Source organism: Sphingomonas sp. NPDC019816 (genome assembly GCF_050274375.1).
In the GTDB taxonomy this organism is placed as follows: domain Bacteria; phylum Pseudomonadota; class Alphaproteobacteria; order Sphingomonadales; family Sphingomonadaceae; genus Sphingomonas.
This window is the reverse complement of sequence record NZ_JBNNOB010000056.1, coordinates 1-21,301: the sequence shown is the minus strand read 5'-3', so window position 1 is coordinate 21,301 and position 21,301 is coordinate 1. Positions and strand designations below refer to the sequence as shown.

The window sequence follows — 21,301 nt, the reverse complement described above, 5'->3', positions numbered from 1 at the left end:
CTTCCTCCTCGAATTCCTTCGTGAAACGTCGCTGCTTCGTCATCGAGTTCGCCTTTCACCTCAAGGGAACTCTCCACTTTTCCGGGGCAAGTCCATTGATCCTCGGCTATGGGTGGAGGCAGGATATGTTGTGCAAGCCGCCGCATCGGCGATCGGCTGGAACAGCGATGTCGAAGCGGACGAATGCGAGATTTGGCTAACGCATCCTGATTGGGCACAAGCGGACGGCGATTCCAAGCATCCGCCTTTTTACGTCGAATTGGATGAGCGGGAGGAGCCCGGCCCCGATGCCGAATGGTCATGGCTCGCCTCATTCACCGGCGCTTGGCCCACCCGTGCCACCATGGGCCTTTTTATCGCAGACGACCGATTGAATCACGGCCCATGGAAAAAACGACTTCGCAACAATGACGCCATCGTGGATGCGCTGGTCGCCAAAGGCTTTCGTTACGACAGCGCAGGAGCCCGAATTTACATTCCATTCCTGATCGATGTCGAGGAGCTAGCGAAAGCCTTTGAGAATGACTCATTCGAGATTGCTTTGCAGCCGCTCGCCGCCGCCGTAGCGCTTTTGGAAAATGCCTATACCGAATTGGATAACCTTTTCCGCTTATCCATCGACTGATGCCATACGCACTTTATGACCGACTTGCCTTCAACAGCGTCGATCAGAAGAGTGTTGCTTGGCCAAGCTGCATTTGGCGTTCCATATAGGCAAACGAGACCAGATCGCACCTGAACAGGGGAGTTTGGATGGCAAGATCAACGGATTGCGAACTGTGGGCAAACAACATTTGGCAGTCGATCGACATCGATTTGGCACTTAAGATGCCACGTACTCGGCGCATGCGGTGCGGGGAGTGCGGTGGGCAAGTCCGAGCCCATTCAGTCGGCTCCACAGGCCAAGCGGCACACTTCGAGCATCATGAACGGCACACCGGCTGCTCGCGCGGCGATTGCTTCGATGGCCAACATCGTCCGCATCACCGTCCCCTGCGGTAGCTGCTCTGTAGGTCTGGCACAGGTCGCATTTTTGGTTTTTCCCACGCCAAAGCACCTTGGCTAGGCAACTGCCCATGGGACAGTTCACCCCAATCTGGGAAGCGGCTGGGAAAGGCCAAATCTCAAAGTTACATTTGACACAACGCATTCCAATCGCTGTGTTTTTGTTCCTACGTGATAAGCCTTCGTAATGCGGGGGTCACAGGTTCGAGTCCTGTAAGCGGCACCACTCCCGGTCAAAGATGGGCACCGCGCCCTCTTTGACGGGAAGTCCGACAGAAACGCCATTTTCCAAGCTCGACACGGGGCCCGAGATAACGACCTCGTGATCCGACACGCTGACGTTCGAGACGAACATTTTGAGGTAGGACGAACGGAGCGTGCTGTCGTCGCTTCGCATTTTCTTGCGAAGCATGTCGCCGAAACGGTCGATCGTTTGCTCGTCAATCCTGCGCTTGCCCTTCGCCAGTTGCGCTTCCAGCACATCGATCCGGCTTGATACCGCCGCCAGTGCCGCCCGGTTGGTCGCCATGCGGTCGACAAACGCCGGGTCTCTCGCGCTCATCGTCCCTTCTTCGATCAGGATCAGCAGATTACTGATCGCAGTGTTGAGCCGCGTCCGCTCCGAACGGCTTCGGGTAAGGTCCGCCTCACGTTCCGCCTGTCGACTTTGTGAGACATCGAGAACGCCAGCGAGCAATGTGCGCAACCGATCTCGCGCCAGCAACCTTGCCTCGATCGCATCCAGAACTAGGCTGTCCAGCTTTTCGCGCCGGATGCTCGGACAGGCGCAGGTGCCGCTACGGTTCACCCGGTCGTTGCAGACGTAGTAGGTATAGCGACCACCTTTCCCCGTGCGGATCGTCATGCCGCTCGAACAGCCGGGCATGCCGCAGCGGGCGACCCCGGTGAGTAGCGTGGTGCCGGCGGCGACATGCGGTGCCATCCGCCTGGGATTGCGCGTTGCCCGCATGGCGGCCACGCGATCGAACTGATCCCGAGCAATGATCGGGGGACAGGTGACCGCGATGGCGTCTTCCACGTCCGGGGTGATCCCATCGTCGTCGGCGGTACGATCGTGATAGACGCCGGTATAGACCTCGCGAGCCAGAATGCCGGCGACGTTGCTGTTGGCGAACCTCGCACCGCGGAGGGTTCGCCCTGCTTCGTTCAACTGTTTGACGATCCAGCGCCCGCCGCGTCCGATGTCGGCCCAATCGAAAATCTGGCGTACGATCGCCGCTTCGGCTTCGACGATCGCCAGCTTTCGCCGTTCCTTCTCGCCGTCCTGCCGGGCGACGTAGGTCTCGTAGCCGAACGACACCGGGCCGCCATTGTAGAAGCCTTGCCGCGCATTCTCCCTGCGGCTCTTCCGCGTGAGGATTGCCGCGTCTCGCGCCTGCTCCTCGTTCATCATCGCCGTGATCGTCCGGCCGATCCGCTGGCCACGGCCCTGACCGAAATCCTCGGTGATCGACCGAACCTCGACGCCTGCGTCGTCCAGCTTGCCCACCACGTCGAAGAACAAACGCATGTTTCTGGCCATACGGCTGAACATGAACATCAGGACCAGATCGACCGCATTCGCGCCCCCATCTCGCCGCCTCCCGCGAGGAAGTTCGTGTCCATGCTATTTCGGTGCGTCGTGCTCACGTCGGTATTCCGGCTCATCGCGCCCTTTCCAGGCCGTGTTTATCGTCTTGAGATGAAACGCAACTTCACTTTGCGGTTCCCCGCCAGCCGCGGCATCTTTCCAACTTGATCGAACAAAACCGCGGCGACACCATTGGCGTGCCGTATTTTTCGAGGATGAGCGGGCAGATGCCAGTCCGATTGGCCTATAGGTGTGCAATCGAGACAGTTTCTGGGAAAGCTCTCCGTTTCCCAATTCACCATCGTTTTCGGGAACGTCTCCTAACGGCCAAAGCGAGATCCTCAGGCTGACAAGTCGCCGATGGTGATGACTAAAACCGCTTGCTCAAGCTTTCGGTGCCGGTGCCCACTTGGGAGATTGATCTAGTGCCAGACCGCGCTAAGAACTCTTCGGCAAATGCCAATGGTGGCCTAAATCGAAAGAGTTGGCTTCTTGCTGCTGGAGCAGGAGCGATCACTACTGCAATTATATCGAGACGAGCGCGCAAGATGGCTCCCGTTGCCCCGGAGTTGCGTTCCCCACTTCTCTATGCGCCCTTAAATATCAACGCGGTAACCGCCCGCTGTTGAAGCGGTTATCGGCAGCGCGAACGAACGACGCTACTGGCATCCAGGTCACCACTCATCATGTACCCCGCAGTGCTGGAGAGCCTGCAACGCCGCTTCTGGTTTGCGAACGTATTAGGTCATCGGGCGTACGCCCGGTGCTGTTCTGGATGCATGGGGGCGGATACGTGCTGGGCAGGCCGCAGCAGGACATGATGCGGTGGAGCGACGCGGAACGTTCCAACTGCGTGGTCGGTGCCTGGTGCTCTCGGCTGAAGGATCGGACTATGCGCCCGTGTTCACCAACCATGCAGCGGAGCGCATTGCGCTCGGCGATGAGCGCGGGGGGCGTACGCCCCATGTCTGGTCCCTTTCGGGTGAACCTATGCCGCCCACTGCTGGCGAGGAACGGAGGCAAGCGGGCTCATGCGGCAACCCATTTTTCGTAGTGCTGGGATTGAGCGATCCAAGGTAGGAGTTGGTCGTGGGCTCCGTTACATGCGGCCCACGTCGATCACATGAGCCATTCCCGATATCCGCGATCGAGATTTGGGAAAGCTATGGCTTAATCGGGACCAGATAGGCGTCGGTTGCGTCAGCAAAGATTACCCGAAGACCTCCATGCTGAAGTGACCAGCTCTCTGCCGTATCCATGAGCTGCCAGAACCGACCGGCCAACCTGACCGCCGATGTGTTTCCACACCCGACTGTCGTAACTATGCCGGCTCCAGTACCATCTGCATCGATTGTCCCGCGCGATCCGCGTGGCAAGCGCGTCCACCGAAGTTTGCTCGGACCGACCGTGTTACAGGCCAACGTCCCGGTTACTGCGCCATCGGGACCAAGTCGTAGCGTCGCGATCCGCTCGCCCGATAGCGTTTCACCTTGCAGTGTCCGCAAAGTCCAAACCTGATCCACGAGATCGGGTTGAGATATGCCGGTGGCGTCTGGAACGGGCGCGCAGCCGCTCAGGGTGGCTGCCACTAGCATCGACACACGCCTCATGATGCTGTCCTCAATCATCCTCTCCTGAATACCATGACGTGCCGATGCGACCGATTATCGACGGACGTGTTGGTACGCGCTTCCCAAATGCAAACGGCCAACGAGACGGCCGGGGCCGTTCCCATTAGGATCGAATTTTGGGAAAGCCCGGGCCTGCACAGCCAACTCAAACGATCGTGCCGAACTCCATGCTAACGGGCTCAATCATGGAGAGAAAATGCTCACAATCCGCGTTGCCGATCCAACCAGCGCAGATCGCTTCGGCGTGATCCTGGTCACTGGCAAAGGCCAGATCGATGAACGTGCCATCCTGTAGCTTCACAAGATGCTGGCGCCGCCACCCTGGCTGGTGCGTCAGATGACGGGACACCATCGCCGCATAGGCAACTCGCATCGAGCTCTCCTCGGTGCCGGGCTTCAGTCTGAGACCAAGCTCGATGCCACTCCCCGCCGGGACCGGCTGCGGGTCGAATGATGCCGCGAAGTAGTGGGCCATGCTCGTAACCGTCGCTACCGAACCGCGAAAGTCGGCGAATTCAGCATCGTTCGCAACCATTTGCGCGGCGACGCGTGCGCTATGATGATCGGTCCAGGCGACTAGATCGACCCGCTCGTTTGCGTCGTTCATACCTTTGAACGGCGTCCAGGCGATGAAACCGGGTTGGCTGGTGAGCAGCGCCCTTGCATCCTCGCGAACCATGTCCGCCTGGTCCGTATCCTTGGTCCTGTAAGTGACGATCTCATAGCAAATGGCGGTCATGATGATTCCCGACGGTGACGTTCGTGGGACCGCGAGGTACACGCCGTCCCTGACAGTTTTCGTCAGGATAGAACGACAGCTTTCTCATACGCTCGTTACGGCTTTTCGCGCTCCTCGATCACCTCCGCGGGCGGACGGTTCCGATCTCGGCGGATGCGCTCGCCCAGATGCTCGGCGTGTCGGTGCGGACAATCTATCGCGACATGGTGACGTTGCAGGCCATGGGTGCGCCGGTCCGCGGAGAAGCAGGCGTCGGATACCAGCTCGAACGGGGCTATTTTCTGCCGCCGCTGCATCTGGATCATGACGAAATGGATGCGGTCATGCTGGGGATGCGGCTGATCGCGGCGAGAAGCGACGAACCGCTGGCTGCCGCCGCGCGGCGCGCCTCGGCGAAGTTTGCCGCATCGATGGAACCCAACCGGCAGGCAACCTACTCAAACCTGCCACTACGGGCGGTGTCTAAGGAGACAGCGGAAAGCGAGGGTGCCAAGGCCCATCTGAGCCTATTGCGCGATGCCATACGCCAGCGCTTGATCCTCCGCATCACCTATACGGACCTTTCAGGTAACGAGAGCGAGCGGACGATACGGCCGCTCGGGCTGACCCTGTTTGATTCAGCTTGGCTTCTTACTGGTTGGTGCGAAACCCGGGACGATTTTCGCAATTTCCGAGCCGACCGGATTGCTATCATCAGCACCACCGGCATCACCTTCCGGCATGAAAAGGGACGGCGCTTCGAGGACTATCTGAAGACGCTATGACGGCCCAAACCCGCCAGAACCCGCTTGTCGTTTGGGAACCGCCAGCGAGACGGACGGGGCTTTCCCATTGGGATCTGGGAACGGGAACTTCCACGTACTCTCAAATGCCCATGGCCGCATGGAAGATGGGAATGCAATGTTCCATCCAGATCAATGCTGGACGGACCGGCATATCGCGTCGATCCGTGACATCACGCAGTTCGGCGTTCCTCGGAACCGTGCCTGCTACGAGGGCAGAAAAAGCGTTTGCGGCAAACCGACAAAGGCCGCCTCAATTCGCGCCGGTGGAACCTAGATGTTCGATCGGCCACCGCGCCAGGATCGCGCTGGTCACGCCGTTGGTCCAGCCGAAGCCGTCTTGCACCGGATATTCGCCTCCCCCGCCCGGCGTGCGCTCATCGACATTATACTTCTCCAGCATCTTGCCGGTATCGGAATAGGCGGTGGTAACGGTATCGACCCACCGCTGCGCGATCTGACGCGCCAGCGGTTCATGGCCGGTCGATGCCAGCCCTTCGATCGCGATCCATTGCAGCGGTGCCCAGCCATTGGGCTCGTCCCATTGCTGCCCGGTCCTGAGCGTCGTGGTGCGCAGACCACCCGTCGCAAGCAGCTTGGCCTGCGTCGTCCGCGCCACCGCATCGGCCTGCGCGGGCGAGGCCAGTCCGACGAACAGCGGCTGAAGCGTGGCCGCGCTGATGACCGGCGTGGGGGCGCGGTTCGATAGATCCCAGTCGGCATAGCGCGCCTGCGACGCCTGCCAGAGATAGCGGTCGATCGCGCCCTTGCGCCGCGCGGCCAGCGCGGTGAAGTCGCGCGTGCAGGCGGCATCGCGTGCCGCTTCGCAGCGCGTTGCGATCCGCCGCTCCATCGCCCAGATCAGGCTGTTGAGATCGATCGGCACGATGTCGGTGGTGTGGATCGTCGCCAGCGATCGCGGATCGCGCAGCCAGCGCGACGAAAAGTCCCAGCCGCTCTCCGCCCCGGCGCGCAGGTCGCGATAGACCTCGGCCGCCGGGCGATCCGGCGCCCTGGCGGCAACCGCGACATCCTCGGCATAGCTTTCGTCGCGAGGCGTGTCCTTGTCGTCATAATAACGGTTGAGCAGGCTGCCATCGGGCATCCGCACGACGCGCTGGCATGCGCCTGTCCCGGCCACACAGTCTCGCCCGCGCATCCAGAAATCATATTCGGTACGCAGCGCCTTGAGTCGTCGCGCCGCGACCGCCGGGTCGCGGTTGGTGGAAAGGTCGAGCATCAGCGCGTAATAAGGCGGCTGCGACCGGCTGAGATAATAGGTGCGCGTGCCATTGGGGATATGGCCATAGCGCTCGATCAGGGCGGTGAAATCATCGATCATGTCCTCGATCAGCTGCTGCTGGCCATCGGCCTTCAGCCCCAACATCGTGAAATAGCTGTCCCAGTAATAGATCTCCTGGAAGCGTCCGCCGGGCACGACATAGGGACGCGGTAGCGGCAGCGCGGAACTGCCGGGCTGCGCCGCCAGTGGCGGGCGGGTGAGCTGCGGCCACAGCCCTCGAACATGCGCGCGGATGTCGCCGCGATCGTTCTCACCCCGAACGACGAAGTTGGCGAGTACGAAGGCCTTCAGCGCCGGTCCTTCCGGTTTCTCCCGTGCATAGTCGGCCAGGATGGCGGCGGGATCGCGCTTGGCCACGGCATCGGCGAAGGTCTTGCCATCGGCGAAGATGTGCTGGGTCTGCACCGCCGCGAATAGCGGGCCGTAAAGGCTCGCCGGGCTCTGCTCCGCTCCGAAAGCGGGGCTGGCCAGCAGCAGCAGGGTGGCGGCGAACTTCGTCAAGCTGCGCATGTCGGTCTCTTTGAAAATGTCGGCCGGAGAAATCATTCCTCCGGCCGAAAGGTTTTTTTTAGAAACGGAAGCCCGCCGCGAAGCGGACCGACCGGCCGACGATCGGCCGCGCCAGGATCACCCCGCTGCCCTGCGATCCGATCGTCCGGGGGTTGCCCTCGGTCAAACCGATCACGTTGGTCAGATTATCGCCCAGCACGGAGAACTGGACCTGGCGGTTGAGGTCGAAGGTTACACCCGCATCCAGCTTGTAGTAATGCGGCAGGAGCTGCTGGTTCTGCACGTCGGAGAAACGATCCCCGACATAGCCGAGCGTCGCGAACACCGCCGCCTTCGTCTCGCCGCCGAACTCCAGATTATAGGCGGGGGTGACGCGCCATTGCCATTTCGGCTGGCGCTGGACGACGTTGCCGGTCAGGTCGGTACGCCCGTTGTCGGTGAAGAAGTCCTCGTACTTGGCGTCCAGATAGGTCGCCGACCCGCCGATCGAGAAGCCCGCGAACGGCCGGAGCTGACCTTCCAGTTCAACCCCGGTCGCCTTCGCGCCGCCGATCGACGCGATGGGCGCGCCGCTGGTGATGTTCGTGCTAGCCAAACCCTCGAAGCGGTTGTGGAACACGGTCGCATACAGGTTGGCCATGCCGGTCGTGATCTTGACCCCGCCCTCATACCCATTGACCTGCGGCGCGATATCGATCCCGTCGCGCAGATTGTCGAAGAAGGGGAAGCTGTTGCCGCGGCTGTAGCGGGCGAACAGGCCGATCTGGTTCGTCACGTCGTAATTGGCGCCCGCCGTCCACGACCAGGCACCGCCACGATAGCGGATCGTGCGGAACGTGCCGTTCAGCTGCGCCTCGCTGTTGTCGTACAGCGTCAACGGATTGCCATCGAGCCCACCCGCCGGCGACGCACCCGCCAAATTTTCCAACGTGCCGTCGACCGAATGATGCTGATAGCGGATGCCGCCGTCTATCCGTAGCTGATCGGTTACCTGGAACTCGTCAACGGCGTAGCCCGCAATGTCATCGCTCTTGTAATCCGCATTGACCTTGAAGAACGATCCGCTGGAAAAGCCGTCGCGGGTGACGATCGCGCCGTTGGTCAGCGTCATGTTCAGCCGGCGCGCATTGGGCTCGGCGGTCAGCAGCAGCGAATTGCCCAGGTTCCAGACGTCGCGCGACGTGGAATGTGCGTAATAGACCCCGCCAGTCAGTGTGTTGCGCCCCGACTTCCAGGCCAGTGCGGCATCGTTGACGAAGGCACTGATCCGCTTCTGAACGGTCCACATGCCCGCTTCGACCACCGCCTGATTGGGCGACACGGCAGCCCCGCCGGTTACGAAGTTCAGGGTGCGGATCGTACCACCCTTCGCCTGGGCATAGGCAGTGGCGGACACCGGTGCGCCGACCGGCACCAGCCCGGTGGTGTCGGCATCGCCTTTCAGCCAGCTCGCCCGATCGCGGAACGACACGCCCCCGCCGAAATCATAGTCGAAATTGCCGCCGATATTGCCGATCCGCGCGCCGCGGCCATTGGCCAGATCGACGCGGGAGCCGTCGTTGCGGATACCGAAGCGATTGTCATTCCCGGCCAGCGTGCCGGTACCCGCGTCGAAATTGCCATATTGGCTGATCTTGCTGCCGTCCTGCACGATCGGGATCGGCAGCAGCCACTGGCCACGGTCGTCCAGATAGCGGCCGAACACCAGGATCGAGCCGCTGTCGAAGTCGTGGCGGATATTGGCGGTCAGCTGTCCGCCCCGCTCGGCCTGGAATTGCGGATCGCGGATGCCGCGCGCGACCGAGTAATAGCCGCCGACCATATAGGTCGTCCGGCTGTCGATCGGGCCGGAGACGTAGGTATCGGCGCGAAATTCGCCGAAATCGGTACCCGACAGCTTGAGAAGGCCCTCCGGCTTCTGCTTGCCCTCGCGCTGCACCAGATTGACCGTCAGGCCCGGCTGGCCGTTCGAGAACAGGGCGCCGGTGCCACCGCGAACCGCCTCGACGCGCTGCACCGTCTCATCGATGCGGATCAGCTGCGTATTTTCGAGGAAGGACAGGGTGGGCGGTGGAAAGAAGGGCACGCCTTCGGTCTGGAAGGTGACGAATTCGGCATCGCCGCCCGACGGATAGCCGCGCACGAAGATGTTCGCGCCGGTCTTGCCGCCCGACGACTCGGTGCTGACGCCGGGTACCGCGCGCAGTACTTCGGCGGTGCTGGCCGTGCCCAGCCGCTGTGCCAGGCTGCTGTTGATGGTCGTAACGGCATAGGCCGCGTCCTGGCGTCGGGTGCCGCCGCCAGCGGTGCCGACGACAATGATGTCCGGCTGGTTTTGTCCTTCATCCGCGGTTGCCGTGACAGGTGCCGTGGTTTGCGTAGCAGCCTGCATCGCCACGGGGGCAGCGGCCGTTGTTGCAGCATGTTCACCCGCAACGACGACATAGGCCCCACCCGATGTCAGGCGATATCGCAGGCCGGTACGCTTCAGCAGGGTCGACAGCGCTCCCTCGATCGTCATGCGGCCGCTGACCGGCTGCACCTTCTTGCCACGGACCAGATCGGGCGCGAACAGAATCTGCTGGCCGCTCTGCCGTGACAGCGACAGCAGCGCGCTGCCCAAATCCTGCCGCTCGATATGCACGCCGACCGCTGCCTGCGCCGATGCACCGAACGACGTGCCTGCCATGCCCAGCGCCAATGTCGTCAGCACGACGCCGCGCAGCAGAGCCGACTTTCCCTTTTTCATGCAATCCACCCCTTTGATCGTTGACCCTCCAGCGAGGTCAATCAGGGGCTAAAGACGCACGCGATCCGAAAGCCCGAACCATGCCCGTCAAAAAAATTTACGATCGATAGGAAATACGGATCGCGCCCGTTTCGCTGCGGCTGACAGTGACGGGGAAGCCGGACTGCAACGCACTGAGAAACGGTTCGATTTCCCCCGTCCGAAACGAACCGCTGATCCGCAGGGCGGCTGCGCGGGGATCGACGACGGTGATCGGGCGATCGGTATAGCGGTTCATCTCGGCAGTCGCGCTGGCCAGGGATTGGTCGGCGAACACCAGCCGCCCCTCGCTCCAGCTGGCCAGCATTCCCGCTTCACCCGGTACATGCCGGATGCTCACGCCCGCTGGTGTCGCGGTCAGAATATCGTCCACCACCATCGCCCGTCCCAGATCGCGGGGCCGCGCGGCGGGCGCCACCGTCACGCGTCCCTCGATCAACGCCACACGGGTCGTGCCGGGTTGAACCCGAACGTCAAACGCGGTGCCGTGTGCCGTCACCGCCTGCCCGCCACCCACCACGACGAAGGGGCGGGACTGGTGCTTGGCTACTTCGAACAAGGCCTGTCCCCGGTCGAGGATCAAGCGCCGTTCAGTCGGCGTATAGGCCAGATGAACCTGGCTGGCGGTATTCAGGGTCAGCCGCGAGCCATCGGGCAGAGTGACAGCGAGCCGCTGGCCGACATCCGTCCGGTACACCGGTTGGGCGGCGATCGTCGATCCCGCCGTCCGGTCGGACCGCACGGTCCATAGGACCGGTACGGCAAGGACGGCGCATGCCGCTGCGGCCATCGCCCAGAACCTGTGTCGTGCGCGATAGGACTGGTCCCGAACGGCACGTGCCACCGCCGCATGACGTAGCGCCAGCAGATCGGGATGGTCGGCCAATGCGACGGCGCTCAACCGGGCGGCATCGGCCGCGCGCCAGGCCGCCGCATTGGCGGGGTCGGCACGCCAGGCCTCGAAACGGGCGCTGGTATCCGCATCGGCCGAGTCCAGTCGGTCCACCCATTCGGCCGCTGCCAGCATCCGGGGATCAGACATGACCCTGCTCTTCCAGACGCACGGTGATATGGGCGAGCGCTCGGGCCTGATGTTTTTCGGCTGCCCGCGTGGAGATGCCGAGCGACCGTGCCACGTCGTTCATCTTCCAGCCTTCCAATATCCTCAGCACGAACACGTCCCGGGTCCTTTCGGGAATCTCGGCCAACGCTTGTCGGATGCAGTCGACGGCCTGCTTTCCTTCTAAGACGCGGTCAGGGGGAAACTCCGAACCTTCCTCCATCGATTCTTCGAAAAAAACCGCTCGCTGCTCCGTTCCTGCCCGGTCGCGCCGGGCGCGATCGCGTAACACATTGGCCGCCGTCACAAAAATGAAGCTGTCGCGCTCGCGTATGTCTGCTGGATCGTTCATGCGGCTCAGCCGCAGGAATACCTCCTGCACTAGATCGGGCACGTCTTGGGAGACAGCCACGCGACGCTGAAAATAGCGAGTCAGCGGGCGGCTATAGGAGGTGACCAGATCCCGAAGGACAGATACCCGGCCTGGGTCACGTTGAGAAGAAGAGGCCGTATCGTTCACCGCTCGGCAACATGGCCGAACCACACCTTGGGTCAAGGTCGTTTGCTGGATGCTCCGTGCCGATAAAGAACGAAGCTGTCGCTGTCGCGCTTTCCGATCATCGGAGATGGGCAGGACGTTTCTCCACGGCGGGCGGGCCGGTGCGTTCTCAATTGGGAATGACGATCGGTACGCCCCAACCCGTCTCGTATGGGATCGATTCCGAGAACGCCTCAGGCATCTCGCTAGCTGTTCTCAATAGGGAACGTCCCAGCAGCATGCCTCTTACCATGTAACGCATAGGTTACTAAGTAGCCTATGCGTTACATGGAGGGTGATATGTCGCGTCAAACCGTTGAGTCTTTTGCCGATCGGAGAGGCCGGAACGTGCTGCTCATTGCCATCGCGGCAATCGGCTTCACCGCATTTGCAGTTACCCGTCCCGAGGCGAACACATCGCCACGACCGTTTCTCATGATGGCGGTGTTCCTGATCGCGTGCCTGGTCTGGACATTCGGGATACCCCGCCTGCTGCGGTGGACCAAGCGCGAGCAGTCGATGCTGAACGATGAACTGGTGCGGCTCAACCAGCATCGTGCCGCCCGAGCGGGTTTCAGCATTGCTCTGATCGGTCTCGGCATTACGGCGCTCCAACCACCGGTGGCTGGTATCGCTGCACCTACGATCGCCATCATCGCCCTCGCCACTGCCATCATCGGAGCGGCGTTGACGTTCGCGGGTTTCGAATATGCCGGAAAGTGAGCTGACGCCGAACCTGCGCGATCACCGAACGCGCGCAGGGCTGACGCAGCAGCAATTGGCCGATCACGTCGGTGTGACCCGCAAGACGATTAACACGATCGAGAACGGCGTCTTCGTACCCTCGACGACCCTCTCGCTGAAACTTGCACGCCATCTCGAAACCACCGTCGAGGAGCTATTCTCACTTTCCGCTTAGCCTCTCTCAGAGCCTTTTGACGGGATATCGGGAAGGTTCGGGCTTTCTCGATATTCGATCCCAAGGGGAACGCCTCGGCTGCTTGCGTTGCTAACATCCCTGCCAGGCTGGCACCCGGCGGGGATTGTCTGGCCTATCGGGTGCTTCAATGGCCATTCTGACCGCTAAGCCGGCTAGGGCGGTGTCCATCACCTAACGATGGACCAGCGCGAAGCTAAGACGTTGCGTGAGTGACACAGCGATCCGGGCCGCCGAGATTGCGATCATCACGTTGACGAAAACGCTGATGACGATCTGCACTGTCCTGAGAACCAGAGCCTGCCCCAAGATGATGCCGTTCGCCGGACTGATGAATTGCGGCAGCGGCGGCAGGTAAATGACTGCGGTATTTGGGTTCAGCAGCTTGGTAAGCTGATATCTTCTGAATGTATCACTCCCAATTCTCGCCGTTCCCCCACGTCTGTCCGCTTGAGGTATCAACCGTTTCGGGGTCCTGCAGCAAAGGACCATAGAATGGGTGAGTTTTCAATTCAGCGGCTTCCGCCGGCTCCGTTTCGGCTTCAACGCTGTCTCGCATCAGCTCGTAGCGATGATCCTCAGCGGTAGCTTTACGGCTACCTTCCAGTTCACTCGACCACTCCAATTCCCGATGCTCGATAGCTTGCCAATTTTCAGAAACGAGATGGCGCTCAATGGCGGCACATGCCTTCTCCTTGTCGGCAGCGGCGACATACACTCCACTTGTATGAAACCTGTTTCCGATAAGGGCTTTGAAAACTTTCATATTTTACCTCGAGTTTCAAAACACCCTCCGTGCAGTAAAAATTGTATGATACCAGCAGCCGCCTCACATTTCAGTCGAGCTCGTCCTGGTCTGGCGGCGATGCGCCAAAGCAGGGTGCAAAAGACGGTGCCAAATCTGTCATGCTGGGGTCCGCTCGCAGGGGAGCGTCGCGAGAGCGTATTACTATGAACGCTCAGCAAAACGGCGCGGTCGTTCAAAGCCGCCTGATTTCCTTTTATTCGTCTATCAGCTCAGAAGAGACGCATCATTTCAGATCAGCCCCTTGGCACCAAAATTTCCCAGCAATCTGAGTGCCCAGTTTCGTCCGATTGGGTGCACCATTCTCTTTATAGCACCTCCACAAGGCCACGGCCGCGGACTAGGCAGGAGAGCCTTTCCGCTGGCTTTCGCATGGGTCCTGTTTGGGACGCTTTCGCGGAAGCTGGCAGCGCCCCCCAGATGCAGACGCTCATAGTCGCTTGTCCGCTTCCCAAAAGCGGGAGTTCGTTCAAGCGCCGCGACGCGCAATAGAGTAGCTTGCCGACTGCCATTTACGTCGTCGCCTCGGATCGGTGTCGCGGGACCGAAATTTTTTCAGCAACCCAAGTAACTGGCTTCGTCCGATCGGCTGCACCATGTCCCGCCATGGTTCAAATGCCGGGCGGCGGCCAAAGGACGGCCGCCGGGGCGCGGCGTGTCGGCGCGGCAATATCTCCCCGCGATCAACGCCTCATCGCGCCATCGCCTTTAGGTTGCGGGATATGTCGCCTTGTGACAGTCGCTCGGGATGCGCCGCGATCGGGTTGCGTCGCACCGCCACGATCACTTCGCCATCGCCTTGCGGATAGCGGCGCCGCACGACTCGGAAGTCGCCGCTCGCCACCGCATGGCGAAGGATGCCACTGTGCGGATAGGCATCGCGGGTGCGGTCGCGGACGACCACCGCCCCCGCCACACCGATGCCATCGAGGATCGCCATCGCCTCGCCCGGCGTCCGTGCGATCAGGTGATAGCCGCGTCCCATGAAATCGCTGCCCGACAGCCACTGCGACGCGCGCGCGGTCCATAGCGCGTGCCGACCGCGATCCTGATAGGCGGCCTCCGCGATGATCGCGCCCTCGCCACCCGCACGGCCATCCACCATCCATATGCCCGGAGCCGTCCGCATCGTCGCAACGATCGCGGGCGCGCCCATGTCACGCTTGGGGGCCAGGTGGACCAGCGCGGTCAGGGGCGCGATCAGCGCAGCCAGCCCCACCATCACGGCCGCCGCCCGCCCCATGCCGCCGCGCCGCCATAGCAACAGGAGCGCCGTCGCGATCAACATCATGGCCCAGGGGGTGGCGGGCAGGATGTAGCGCGGATCGAGTGCGACCGGGATCAGCGACTGGAAGGCCAGCGTCGCGACGATCACCGCGATCCCCAGCCGCACGACCGGCAGGGCGCGCGCGTCACGCCAGCCCATCATGGCCCCCACCACCATCGCCACGGTACCGATCCATCCCAGATCGGCGACCAGCGCGGCGACATTGGTCGACAGCGCCAACCAGGCATAGGCGGGTCCGGGCGCGTAATTGAACCCCCCCGCCGAGATGCGGAACGACACGGCGTACCAAGGCGCGACCACCAGCAGCGTCGCCACCGCCACGCTCCACAAGCGATGATCGCGCAGGATCGCCCAGCGCCGGGCGAGCGCGATCTCGATCGCGGGCACCAGCGCGATCAGCGCGCCATTGCCCTTCACCAGCGGCGCGAAGGCGGCCAGCACCCCGAACAGCGCGAACCGCCCCCACCCCGGCGCTTCGGCGGCCCGCAGCCAGGCGATCGCGCCCAGCCCGACGACCAGCGCGACCGGTTGATCGAGCAGGAAGGCGCGCGCGCTGTCCCCGACCAGAGGCAGCGTCAACATTGCCAACGCCGCCGCCAGCCCGAACCGGGGTGCGCCGACCCTGTTCAAGCCCCAGAACACCAGGAGCGCGGGCAGCCCGGCAAGAAAGGCGCTGCCGATCGCCGCCGCGAAGGGCGACGGCCAGGTCAGCGCAAAGAGCGGCGCCAGCAGCGCATACCAGCCCGGCGGCCAGTGCCCGATCGAAAGCTTGGGGAAATGCACATAATAGTCGCGCGCGAACGTCATCGGGCTGGGCAGACCGGCGCGCAGCCAGTCGGCAAGGAACAGTGTGTTGACATAATGGGCCGATTCGTCCGGCCCCAGGAAGCTGGCCGTGACCCCGCCCATCACCCAGGCCAAGGCCAGCGACGCCAGCCCCAACAGCATGGCCGCTCCGACATATCGCATCGCGCGCGTTCGATCCCCCATCACCATATGGGCGATAGAGCGATCGGCACCGGTGATATAGGAAAATCTGGATGCCCCGTGAGGATTCGAACCTCAATTAACGGAGTCAGAGTCCGTGGTCTTACCTTTAGACGACGGGGCATCGGACAGGGGCGTGCCTCTAGGCGGGTCGTCGGGGCTTGTCAACAGACTTTGCGCGGTTCGTGCCGCCTCGCGTCTTGTCGCATGGGTAACGACTCGCTACCTTGGTGTTCAAGCACCGGCGGACGCTCATGTCCGTGACGGATAGAACAGAATAAGCGAGATACGGCGATGGGGGATGTTCCCACCCGAAGGCCGTACCGGCAGGCCAAGCCCCCTGCCCGTTCGGCACCGCCCCGGCCCCAGCGTGGCCGCTGGTCGGATGCGCAGGCCTATGCCGCGCTCGACCTGGGCACCAACAATTGCCGCCTGCTGATCGCGCGGCCGCAGGGTGGCGGCTTTGCGGTGGTCGATGCGTTTTCGCGGATCGTGCGGCTGGGTGAAGGACTGGCGACGACCGGCCGGCTGTCCGATGCCGCCATTGATCGCACCATCGCCGCCCTGCGGGTCTGCGCCGACAAGCTGAAGCGTCGCAACGTCACCCTGTCGCGCGCGGTCGCGACCGAGGCGTGTCGCCGCGCCGCCAACGGCCCCGCCTTCATCGCGCGCGCGCTGGCCGAGACCGGCATCCATCTCGACATCATCTCCGCCGAGGAAGAGGCGCGGCTGGCCGTGCTCGGCTGCCATGCGCTGATCGAGCCGGGCGAGGACCCCGCGCTGATCTTCGACATCGGCGGCGGATCGACCGAACTGGTGCTGGTCGACACGCGCGGACCCAACCCACGCATCCTCGACTGGCATTCGGCGCCCTGGGGCGTCGTGTCGTTGACCGAAAGCGCCGGCGGCGGCGAGGGCGAGGCGGGGCGGCTGGAGGCCTATGCTCGGATGCGCGGCATCGTCGCCGACAGCGTCGCGCCCTTCGCCGCGCGGCTGCCCACCGATTTGCGGCGTCCGCGCCTGCTGGGCACCAGCGGGACGGTGACGACGCTGGGCAGCGTCCATCTGGGCCTCAGCCATTATGACCGCGCCGCCGTCGACGGGCTGATCGTGCCGACGGCCGCGATGCGCGCGATCAGCGCCGACCTGTCGAAGAAGAGCCTGGCCGCGCGCGGCAAGGTGGCGTGCATAGGCCCCGAACGCGCCGATCTGGTGGTGGCGGGCTGCGCCATCCTGGAGACGATATTGGACCTCTGGCCCGCCGAGCGGCTAGGGATCGCCGACCGTGGGATTCGCGAGGGAATCCTGCGCCGATTGATGGGAATCGCCAGACCGTGAGCAGAGGCAATGCAGGGCTGCACCAACGCGTGCGCACCGCCCGGAAGCGCACCGCCCAATCGACCCGATGGCTGGAGCGTCAGCTGAACGATCCCTATGTCCGCCGCGCGAAGGCGGAAGGGTATCGCAGCCGCGCCGCCTACAAGCTGATCGAGCTGGACGAACGGTTCGGATTCCTGCGCGGCAAGAAGCGGGTCATCGACCTGGGGCTGGCGCCGGGCGGCTGGAGCCAAGTGGTCCGGCGCAAGGTCCCCAATGCCAGCGTGGTCGGCATCGACCTGTTGCCGGTCGACCCCATCGACGGCGTAACCATCTTCGAGATGGACTTCATGGACGATGCCGCGCCGGGCACGCTGATGGAGGCGCTGGGCGGCGCGCCCGATCTGGTCATGTCGGACATGGCGGCGAACACCGTCGGCCACCCGCAGACCGACGCGCTGCGCACCATGGCGCTGGTCGAGACGGCCTTCGCCTTCGCCTGCGACGTGCTGTCGCCCGGCGGGGTGTTCGTGTCGAAGGTGTTCGCAGGCGGCGCCGATTCGCAACTGGTCGCCGAGATGAAGCGCCACTTCGCCACCGTGAAGCACGCCAAGCCGCCGTCCAGCCGCAAGGGCTCGGTGGAATGGTTCGTCGTCGCGCAGGGGTTCAAGGGACGCAAGCCGGCGCTGGTGGGGGACGATTCGGAGGAGTGAGGGGGGAGCGGCGGGGTCCGCTTTCGCCCAGTTGCGGACATCGTAGAACGCGATACGATCCGGTAATGAACGAAGCGAACGTGGCTGGCATACTCCTGGCATTGATCTCAGCCGTTGTGCTCGGGATCGGGTTCGCAACAGGAGCGATGCCGATCAACTACAAGGCCCTTGATACGAGCCGAGACAAGTCTCCCGCCATATTCTGGGGGTTCTCAGCCTTTTGGGCGATCCTTAGCTTGTTGGGGATCGCAATTGCCCTTCAGCATTTTGGCGAATGACCGCTTTCCACCAAAAGTGGACATTTGGTTCATCCCACCCCCCGTTCAGCCTGAGCGAAGTCGAAGGCCACGGGATAGCGCCCGCGGCATAGGTTCGGGGCGTGCACTTCGACTTCGCTCAGTGCGAACGGAGGCTAGGGGCGATGCGAACGGGGGAGGGTCCCCCCTCACAACAACGCGTTCACCGCCTCCATGAAGCGCATCAGGCTGATCGGTTTGGAGACATAGGCGTCCGCCCCCGCCGCGCGGATGCGATCCTCGTCCTCGCGACCGGCATAGGCGGTGACCGCCATCACCGGGATACGGCGCAGTTCCTCGTCGGCCTTCAGCTCCAGGATCAGCTCATAGCCGGTGACATACGGCATCTGGATGTCCATGATGATCAGGTCGGGCTCGAACACGCGCGCGCAGGCGACCGCCTCGCGTCCGTCGCGCACCGGCTCGGCGATGAAGCCGTGCGCGCGCAAAAGATCGCAGAAGAGTTTCAGATTGAGTTCGTTGTCCTCGACAACGAGCACCTTTCTTGCCACGCCCGCTCCACCAGTCACCAGGGACGACGATAGGCAATGCCCGCACCGGATACAATCGAGCGCGCCATGAACCTGGCGCTTCAGGCGCTGGTCTGGACGCTGGAAAGCCCGGCGCGGGCCGAACGCCTGCTGGCGCTGACCGGCCTGTCCCCCGTCGAGCTGCGCGCGGGGGCGGGCGAGCCGGGTGTGCTGGCGGCGATCCTGACCTTTCTGGAGGCGCACGAGGCCGATCTGGTCGCCTGTGCCGACGCGCTGGACGAACGACCCGAGGCGCTGGTCGCCGCCCGCCGGGTGTTGGAGGACGCATGAAGCCGCTGCTGATCTGTGATTGTGACGAAGTGCTGGTCCATATGGTGCGGCATTTCCGCAGCTGGCTGGACGAGGCGCATGACATGGACTTCGCGCTCGACACCCATGACTTCTTCGGATCGATGACCCGGCGCGACGGCGGCCGGGCGCCCAGCCAGGCCGAGGCTTGGGAGTTGCTGCACGGCTTCTTCCCCGGCCAGATGGAGCGCCAGACGCTGGTGCCCCATGCCGCCGAGGCGCTGGCGGCACTGGCTGCCCAGGCCGACATCGTCATCCTGACCAATCTGATCGAGGAGTGCCGGACCCCGCGCATCGAACAGCTTGCGCGCTTCGGCATCCACCATCACGTCCAGTGCAATACGGGGGGCAAGGGCGCGCCGGTGGCGAAGCTCGTCGCCGAGCATGGCGATCCCGTCACCGTCTTCGTCGACGATCTGGCGCAGCATCACGCCTCGGTCGCCGAACATGCCCCGCAGGTCCACCGGCTGCACATGGTGTCCGAGCCCGAAATGGCGCCGCATGTCGCCCCCGCCCCGCACGCCCATGCGCGCATCGACGACTGGCGACAGGCCGAGACGTGGATCGCGGCGCGTTTCGCCGAAGGTCGTCCCGCCACGGCTTGACCGGCGGGGTGGCGCCGCGCCATGTCTCGTCCCATGACCACGCATATCGATCGCGCGCTCGAGCAGCTCGGCCTCACCCTGCCCGAGGCTGCCGCCCCCGTCGCCGCCTATGTCCCCGTCGTCGAGGCGGGTGGGCTCCTTCACATTTCGGGCCAGCTGCCCTTCGTCGATGGCCAGCTGGTCACCGGACGGCTGGGCGAGGGCGTCTCGCTGGAAGACGGGCAGAAGGCGGCGCAGGCATGCGGCCTGATGCTGGTCGCGCAGATCAAGAAGCATCTTGGCGGCGACCTGGGCCGCGTGAAGCGCATCGTGAAGCTGGGCGTCTTCGTCAATTCGACGGGCGACTTCACCGATCAGCCTAAGGTGGCGAACGGCGCCTCCGAGCTGATGGTATCGCTGTTCGGCGAGGCGGGGCGCCACGCGCGTTCGGCCGTCGGCGTGCCGGTGTTGCCGCTGGGTGCGGCGGTGGAAGTCGACGCGATCGTCGCGCTGGGGTGATTCTCTAGGCGGGGTCGCTTGCGGCCCTGCCCTCCCCCATCCCGCCTGCGGGAGGGGCGTGTTGTTTGGCCGGTGTTGGAATTCCTCGCTGGCCTCTGGCCGCTCCCCTCCCGCAAGCGGGAGGAGATGGGGGAAGGGCCACCCGCCACAAGCGACCCACCCCCTTGTCCCACCCCATCCAACACCGCATATCCAGACGCGATGACCACCGCCATCGCGCGTATCCTGTCCGGCGTCGCCGCCCTGCCCTCCAACGAGTGGGATGCCTGCGCCGGCACCGCCAACCCCTTCGTCTCCCACGCCTTCCTGACCGCGCTGGAGGAATCGCACAGCGTCGGCGGTCATTCGGGCTGGACCCCTGCCCCGATCGTCATCGACGGCCTGGACGGCCGGCCTGCCGCCATCGCGCCCGCCTATCTTAAGGCGCACAGCCAAGGCGAATATGTCTTCGACCATGGCTGGGCCGATGCCTGGGAGCGCGCTGGCGGCCAATATTATCCTAAGCTTCAGATCGCCTCGCCCTTTTCCCCGGTGCCGGGCCCCCGCCTGCTGCTCCGCGATCCGGCCCTTGCGCCCGCGCTGATCGCCGCGATCGAGGCGGTCACCGATCAGAACGCGCTGTCCTCCGCCCATGTCACCTTCGTCGCGCCGGAACAGGTGCCGTATTTCGAGGCGGCGGGCTGGCTGATCCGTAAGGGCGTGCAATTCCACTGGCGCAACGACGGATACGCCCGGTTCGACGATTTCCTGGAGGCGCTGGCCAGCCGCAAGCGCAAGGCGATCCGCAAGGAACGCGCCGCCGCCACTCAGGGGCTGACCATCCGCCATCTGTCGGGCGACGCAATCCGCCCCGAGCACTGGGACGCCTTCTGGATCTTCTACCAGGACACCGGCAGCCGCAAATGGGGCCAGCCCTATCTGACGCGCGCCGCCTTCGACCGGATCGGCGAGCGGCTGGGCGACAAGGTGCTTTTGATCCTGGCGGAGCGGGACGGCGTGCCCATCGAAAAAAAAAAAAAAAAAAAAAAAAAAAAAAAGCGGAAAAGCACACGCCTGAACCCCAGTCCCC

Annotated in this window: 21 protein-coding genes and 1 tRNA gene; 11 read left to right on the top strand and 11 right to left on the bottom strand. The window is 63.4% G+C overall.

What is annotated here, in order from left to right:
• Positions 1-625 (top strand): hypothetical protein (locus ACQKJZ_RS10060; RefSeq protein ID WP_427731032.1); only part of this gene is annotated, 625 nt, incomplete at its 5' end.
• A gap of 576 nt (positions 626-1,201) precedes the next feature.
• Here ACQKJZ_RS10060 and ACQKJZ_RS10055 read toward each other — a convergent pair.
• The 3 genes from ACQKJZ_RS10055 to ACQKJZ_RS10045 all read right to left on the bottom strand — a co-directional run bounded on the left by ACQKJZ_RS10055 (position 1,202) and on the right by ACQKJZ_RS10045 (position 4,966).
• Positions 1,202-2,575, bottom strand: a complete 1,374-nt coding sequence (locus tag ACQKJZ_RS10055; protein WP_427731035.1) for a recombinase family protein — start codon at positions 2,573-2,575, stop codon at positions 1,202-1,204.
• 1,184 nt (positions 2,576-3,759) lie between these two features.
• A complete protein-coding gene (locus ACQKJZ_RS10050; protein WP_427731034.1) occupies positions 3,760-4,191 on the bottom strand; it encodes an META domain-containing protein in 432 nt (143 codons plus the stop codon).
• Positions 4,192-4,372: 181 nt separating this feature from the next.
• Positions 4,373-4,966 carry a hypothetical protein gene (locus tag ACQKJZ_RS10045; protein ID WP_427731031.1) on the bottom strand — a complete coding sequence of 198 codons (594 nt, stop codon included), beginning with the start codon at positions 4,964-4,966 and terminating at the stop codon, positions 4,373-4,375.
• Positions 4,967-5,052: 86 nt separating this feature from the next.
• Here ACQKJZ_RS10045 and ACQKJZ_RS10040 point away from each other — a divergent pair, with 86 nt between their 5' ends.
• Positions 5,053-5,730 carry a helix-turn-helix transcriptional regulator gene (locus tag ACQKJZ_RS10040; protein WP_427731033.1) on the top strand — a complete coding sequence of 226 codons (678 nt, stop codon included), beginning with the start codon at positions 5,053-5,055 and terminating at the stop codon, positions 5,728-5,730.
• A 271-nt stretch (positions 5,731-6,001) separates the two neighbouring features.
• Here ACQKJZ_RS10040 and treF read toward each other — a convergent pair whose 3' ends face one another.
• The 4 genes from treF to ACQKJZ_RS10020 form a co-directional block, all read right to left on the bottom strand.
• Positions 6,002-7,561, bottom strand: coding sequence for an alpha,alpha-trehalase TreF (gene treF / locus ACQKJZ_RS10035; RefSeq protein ID WP_427731030.1), 1,560 nt, complete (start codon positions 7,559-7,561; stop codon positions 6,002-6,004).
• Between the two features lie 58 nt (positions 7,562-7,619).
• The gene (locus ACQKJZ_RS10030) at positions 7,620-10,310 is read right to left on the bottom strand and encodes a TonB-dependent receptor domain-containing protein (RefSeq protein WP_427731029.1); all 2,691 of its coding nucleotides are present in this window, start codon (positions 10,308-10,310) and stop codon (positions 7,620-7,622) included.
• A gap of 97 nt (positions 10,311-10,407) precedes the next feature.
• Complete coding sequence (locus ACQKJZ_RS10025) at positions 10,408-11,391, bottom strand: FecR family protein (RefSeq protein ID WP_427731028.1); 984 nt, start codon at positions 11,389-11,391, stop codon at positions 10,408-10,410.
• Positions 11,384-11,929, bottom strand: a complete 546-nt coding sequence (locus ACQKJZ_RS10020; RefSeq protein ID WP_312487334.1) for an RNA polymerase sigma factor — start codon at positions 11,927-11,929, stop codon at positions 11,384-11,386. The genes ACQKJZ_RS10025 and ACQKJZ_RS10020 overlap by 8 nt, the downstream gene beginning before the upstream one ends.
• A gap of 318 nt (positions 11,930-12,247) precedes the next feature.
• Between ACQKJZ_RS10020 and ACQKJZ_RS10015 the strand changes: the two genes are divergently transcribed.
• A complete protein-coding gene (locus tag ACQKJZ_RS10015; protein ID WP_427731027.1) occupies positions 12,248-12,670 on the top strand; it encodes a hypothetical protein in 423 nt (140 codons plus the stop codon).
• On the top strand, positions 12,657-12,866 hold the full coding sequence (locus ACQKJZ_RS10010; protein ID WP_312487331.1) for a helix-turn-helix transcriptional regulator: 210 nt from the start codon (positions 12,657-12,659) through the stop codon (positions 12,864-12,866). The genes ACQKJZ_RS10015 and ACQKJZ_RS10010 overlap by 14 nt, the downstream gene beginning before the upstream one ends.
• 430 nt (positions 12,867-13,296) lie before the next feature.
• Here ACQKJZ_RS10010 and ACQKJZ_RS10005 read toward each other — a convergent pair whose 3' ends face one another.
• The 3 genes from ACQKJZ_RS10005 to ACQKJZ_RS09995 form a co-directional block, all read right to left on the bottom strand.
• Positions 13,297-13,650 carry a hypothetical protein gene (locus ACQKJZ_RS10005; RefSeq protein WP_427731026.1) on the bottom strand — a complete coding sequence of 118 codons (354 nt, stop codon included), beginning with the start codon at positions 13,648-13,650 and terminating at the stop codon, positions 13,297-13,299.
• A gap of 730 nt (positions 13,651-14,380) precedes the next feature.
• The gene (locus tag ACQKJZ_RS10000) at positions 14,381-15,946 is read right to left on the bottom strand and encodes an ArnT family glycosyltransferase (protein ID WP_427731025.1); all 1,566 of its coding nucleotides are present in this window, start codon (positions 15,944-15,946) and stop codon (positions 14,381-14,383) included.
• 68 nt (positions 15,947-16,014) lie between these two features.
• Positions 16,015-16,088, bottom strand: a tRNA-Gln gene (locus ACQKJZ_RS09995).
• A gap of 170 nt (positions 16,089-16,258) precedes the next feature.
• Between ACQKJZ_RS09995 and ACQKJZ_RS09990 the strand changes: the two genes are divergently transcribed.
• The 3 genes from ACQKJZ_RS09990 (at position 16,259) to ACQKJZ_RS09980 (ending at position 18,272) form a co-directional block, all read left to right on the top strand.
• A complete protein-coding gene (locus ACQKJZ_RS09990; RefSeq protein WP_427731024.1) occupies positions 16,259-17,302 on the top strand; it encodes a Ppx/GppA phosphatase family protein in 1,044 nt (347 codons plus the stop codon).
• Positions 17,299-17,994: an RlmE family RNA methyltransferase gene (locus tag ACQKJZ_RS09985; protein WP_427731023.1), complete on the top strand. Its 696-nt coding sequence runs from the start codon at positions 17,299-17,301 to the stop codon at positions 17,992-17,994. Before ACQKJZ_RS09990 ends, ACQKJZ_RS09985 begins: the two co-directional genes overlap by 4 nt.
• Positions 17,995-18,059: 65 nt before the next feature.
• Positions 18,060-18,272, top strand: a complete 213-nt coding sequence (locus ACQKJZ_RS09980) for a hypothetical protein (RefSeq protein WP_076714163.1) — start codon at positions 18,060-18,062, stop codon at positions 18,270-18,272.
• A 167-nt stretch (positions 18,273-18,439) separates the two neighbouring features.
• Here the strand turns inward: ACQKJZ_RS09980 and ACQKJZ_RS09975 are convergent, their stop codons facing one another.
• A complete protein-coding gene (locus tag ACQKJZ_RS09975; protein WP_427731022.1) occupies positions 18,440-18,802 on the bottom strand; it encodes a response regulator in 363 nt (120 codons plus the stop codon).
• Positions 18,803-18,868: 66 nt separating this feature from the next.
• Between ACQKJZ_RS09975 and ACQKJZ_RS09970 the strand changes: the two genes are divergently transcribed.
• The 4 genes from ACQKJZ_RS09970 to ACQKJZ_RS09955 all read left to right on the top strand — a co-directional run.
• On the top strand, positions 18,869-19,111 hold the full coding sequence (locus ACQKJZ_RS09970; protein WP_183952987.1) for a DUF3572 family protein: 243 nt from the start codon (positions 18,869-18,871) through the stop codon (positions 19,109-19,111).
• Complete coding sequence (locus ACQKJZ_RS09965) at positions 19,108-19,734, top strand: HAD family hydrolase (RefSeq protein ID WP_427731021.1); 627 nt, start codon at positions 19,108-19,110, stop codon at positions 19,732-19,734. Before ACQKJZ_RS09970 ends, ACQKJZ_RS09965 begins: the two co-directional genes overlap by 4 nt.
• A 33-nt stretch (positions 19,735-19,767) precedes the next feature.
• Complete coding sequence (locus ACQKJZ_RS09960; RefSeq protein WP_312487361.1) at positions 19,768-20,232, top strand: RidA family protein; 465 nt, start codon at positions 19,768-19,770, stop codon at positions 20,230-20,232.
• A 201-nt stretch (positions 20,233-20,433) separates the two neighbouring features.
• The coding region (locus ACQKJZ_RS09955) for a peptidogalycan biosysnthesis protein (RefSeq protein WP_427731020.1) at positions 20,434-21,301 on the top strand (868 nt) is incomplete at its 3' end.

Excerpts from the sequence above, each read along its gene's own strand:
- ACQKJZ_RS10050 (WP_427731034.1), bottom strand. The coding sequence starts at position 4,191 with ATGCTAGTGGCAGCCACCCTGAGCGGCTGCGCGCCCGTTCCAGACGCC.
- ACQKJZ_RS10045 (WP_427731031.1), bottom strand. The coding sequence starts at position 4,966 with ATGACCGCCATTTGCTATGAGATCGTCACTTACAGGACCAAGGATACG.
- treF (WP_427731030.1), bottom strand. The coding sequence starts at position 7,561 with ATGCGCAGCTTGACGAAGTTCGCCGCCACCCTGCTGCTGCTGGCCAGC.
- ACQKJZ_RS10030 (WP_427731029.1), bottom strand. The coding sequence starts at position 10,310 with ATGAAAAAGGGAAAGTCGGCTCTGCTGCGCGGCGTCGTGCTGACGACA.
- ACQKJZ_RS10025 (WP_427731028.1), bottom strand. The coding sequence starts at position 11,391 with ATGTCTGATCCCCGGATGCTGGCAGCGGCCGAATGGGTGGACCGACTG.
- ACQKJZ_RS10015 (WP_427731027.1), top strand. The coding sequence starts at position 12,248 with ATGTCGCGTCAAACCGTTGAGTCTTTTGCCGATCGGAGAGGCCGGAAC.
- ACQKJZ_RS10010 (WP_312487331.1), top strand. The coding sequence starts at position 12,657 with ATGCCGGAAAGTGAGCTGACGCCGAACCTGCGCGATCACCGAACGCGC.
- ACQKJZ_RS10005 (WP_427731026.1), bottom strand. The coding sequence starts at position 13,650 with ATGAAAGTTTTCAAAGCCCTTATCGGAAACAGGTTTCATACAAGTGGA.
- ACQKJZ_RS10000 (WP_427731025.1), bottom strand. The coding sequence starts at position 15,946 with ATGCGATATGTCGGAGCGGCCATGCTGTTGGGGCTGGCGTCGCTGGCC.
- ACQKJZ_RS09990 (WP_427731024.1), top strand. The coding sequence starts at position 16,259 with ATGGGGGATGTTCCCACCCGAAGGCCGTACCGGCAGGCCAAGCCCCCT.
- ACQKJZ_RS09980 (WP_076714163.1), top strand. The coding sequence starts at position 18,060 with ATGAACGAAGCGAACGTGGCTGGCATACTCCTGGCATTGATCTCAGCC.
- ACQKJZ_RS09970 (WP_183952987.1), top strand. The coding sequence starts at position 18,869 with ATGAACCTGGCGCTTCAGGCGCTGGTCTGGACGCTGGAAAGCCCGGCG.
- ACQKJZ_RS09965 (WP_427731021.1), top strand. The coding sequence starts at position 19,108 with ATGAAGCCGCTGCTGATCTGTGATTGTGACGAAGTGCTGGTCCATATG.
- ACQKJZ_RS09960 (WP_312487361.1), top strand. The coding sequence starts at position 19,768 with ATGACCACGCATATCGATCGCGCGCTCGAGCAGCTCGGCCTCACCCTG.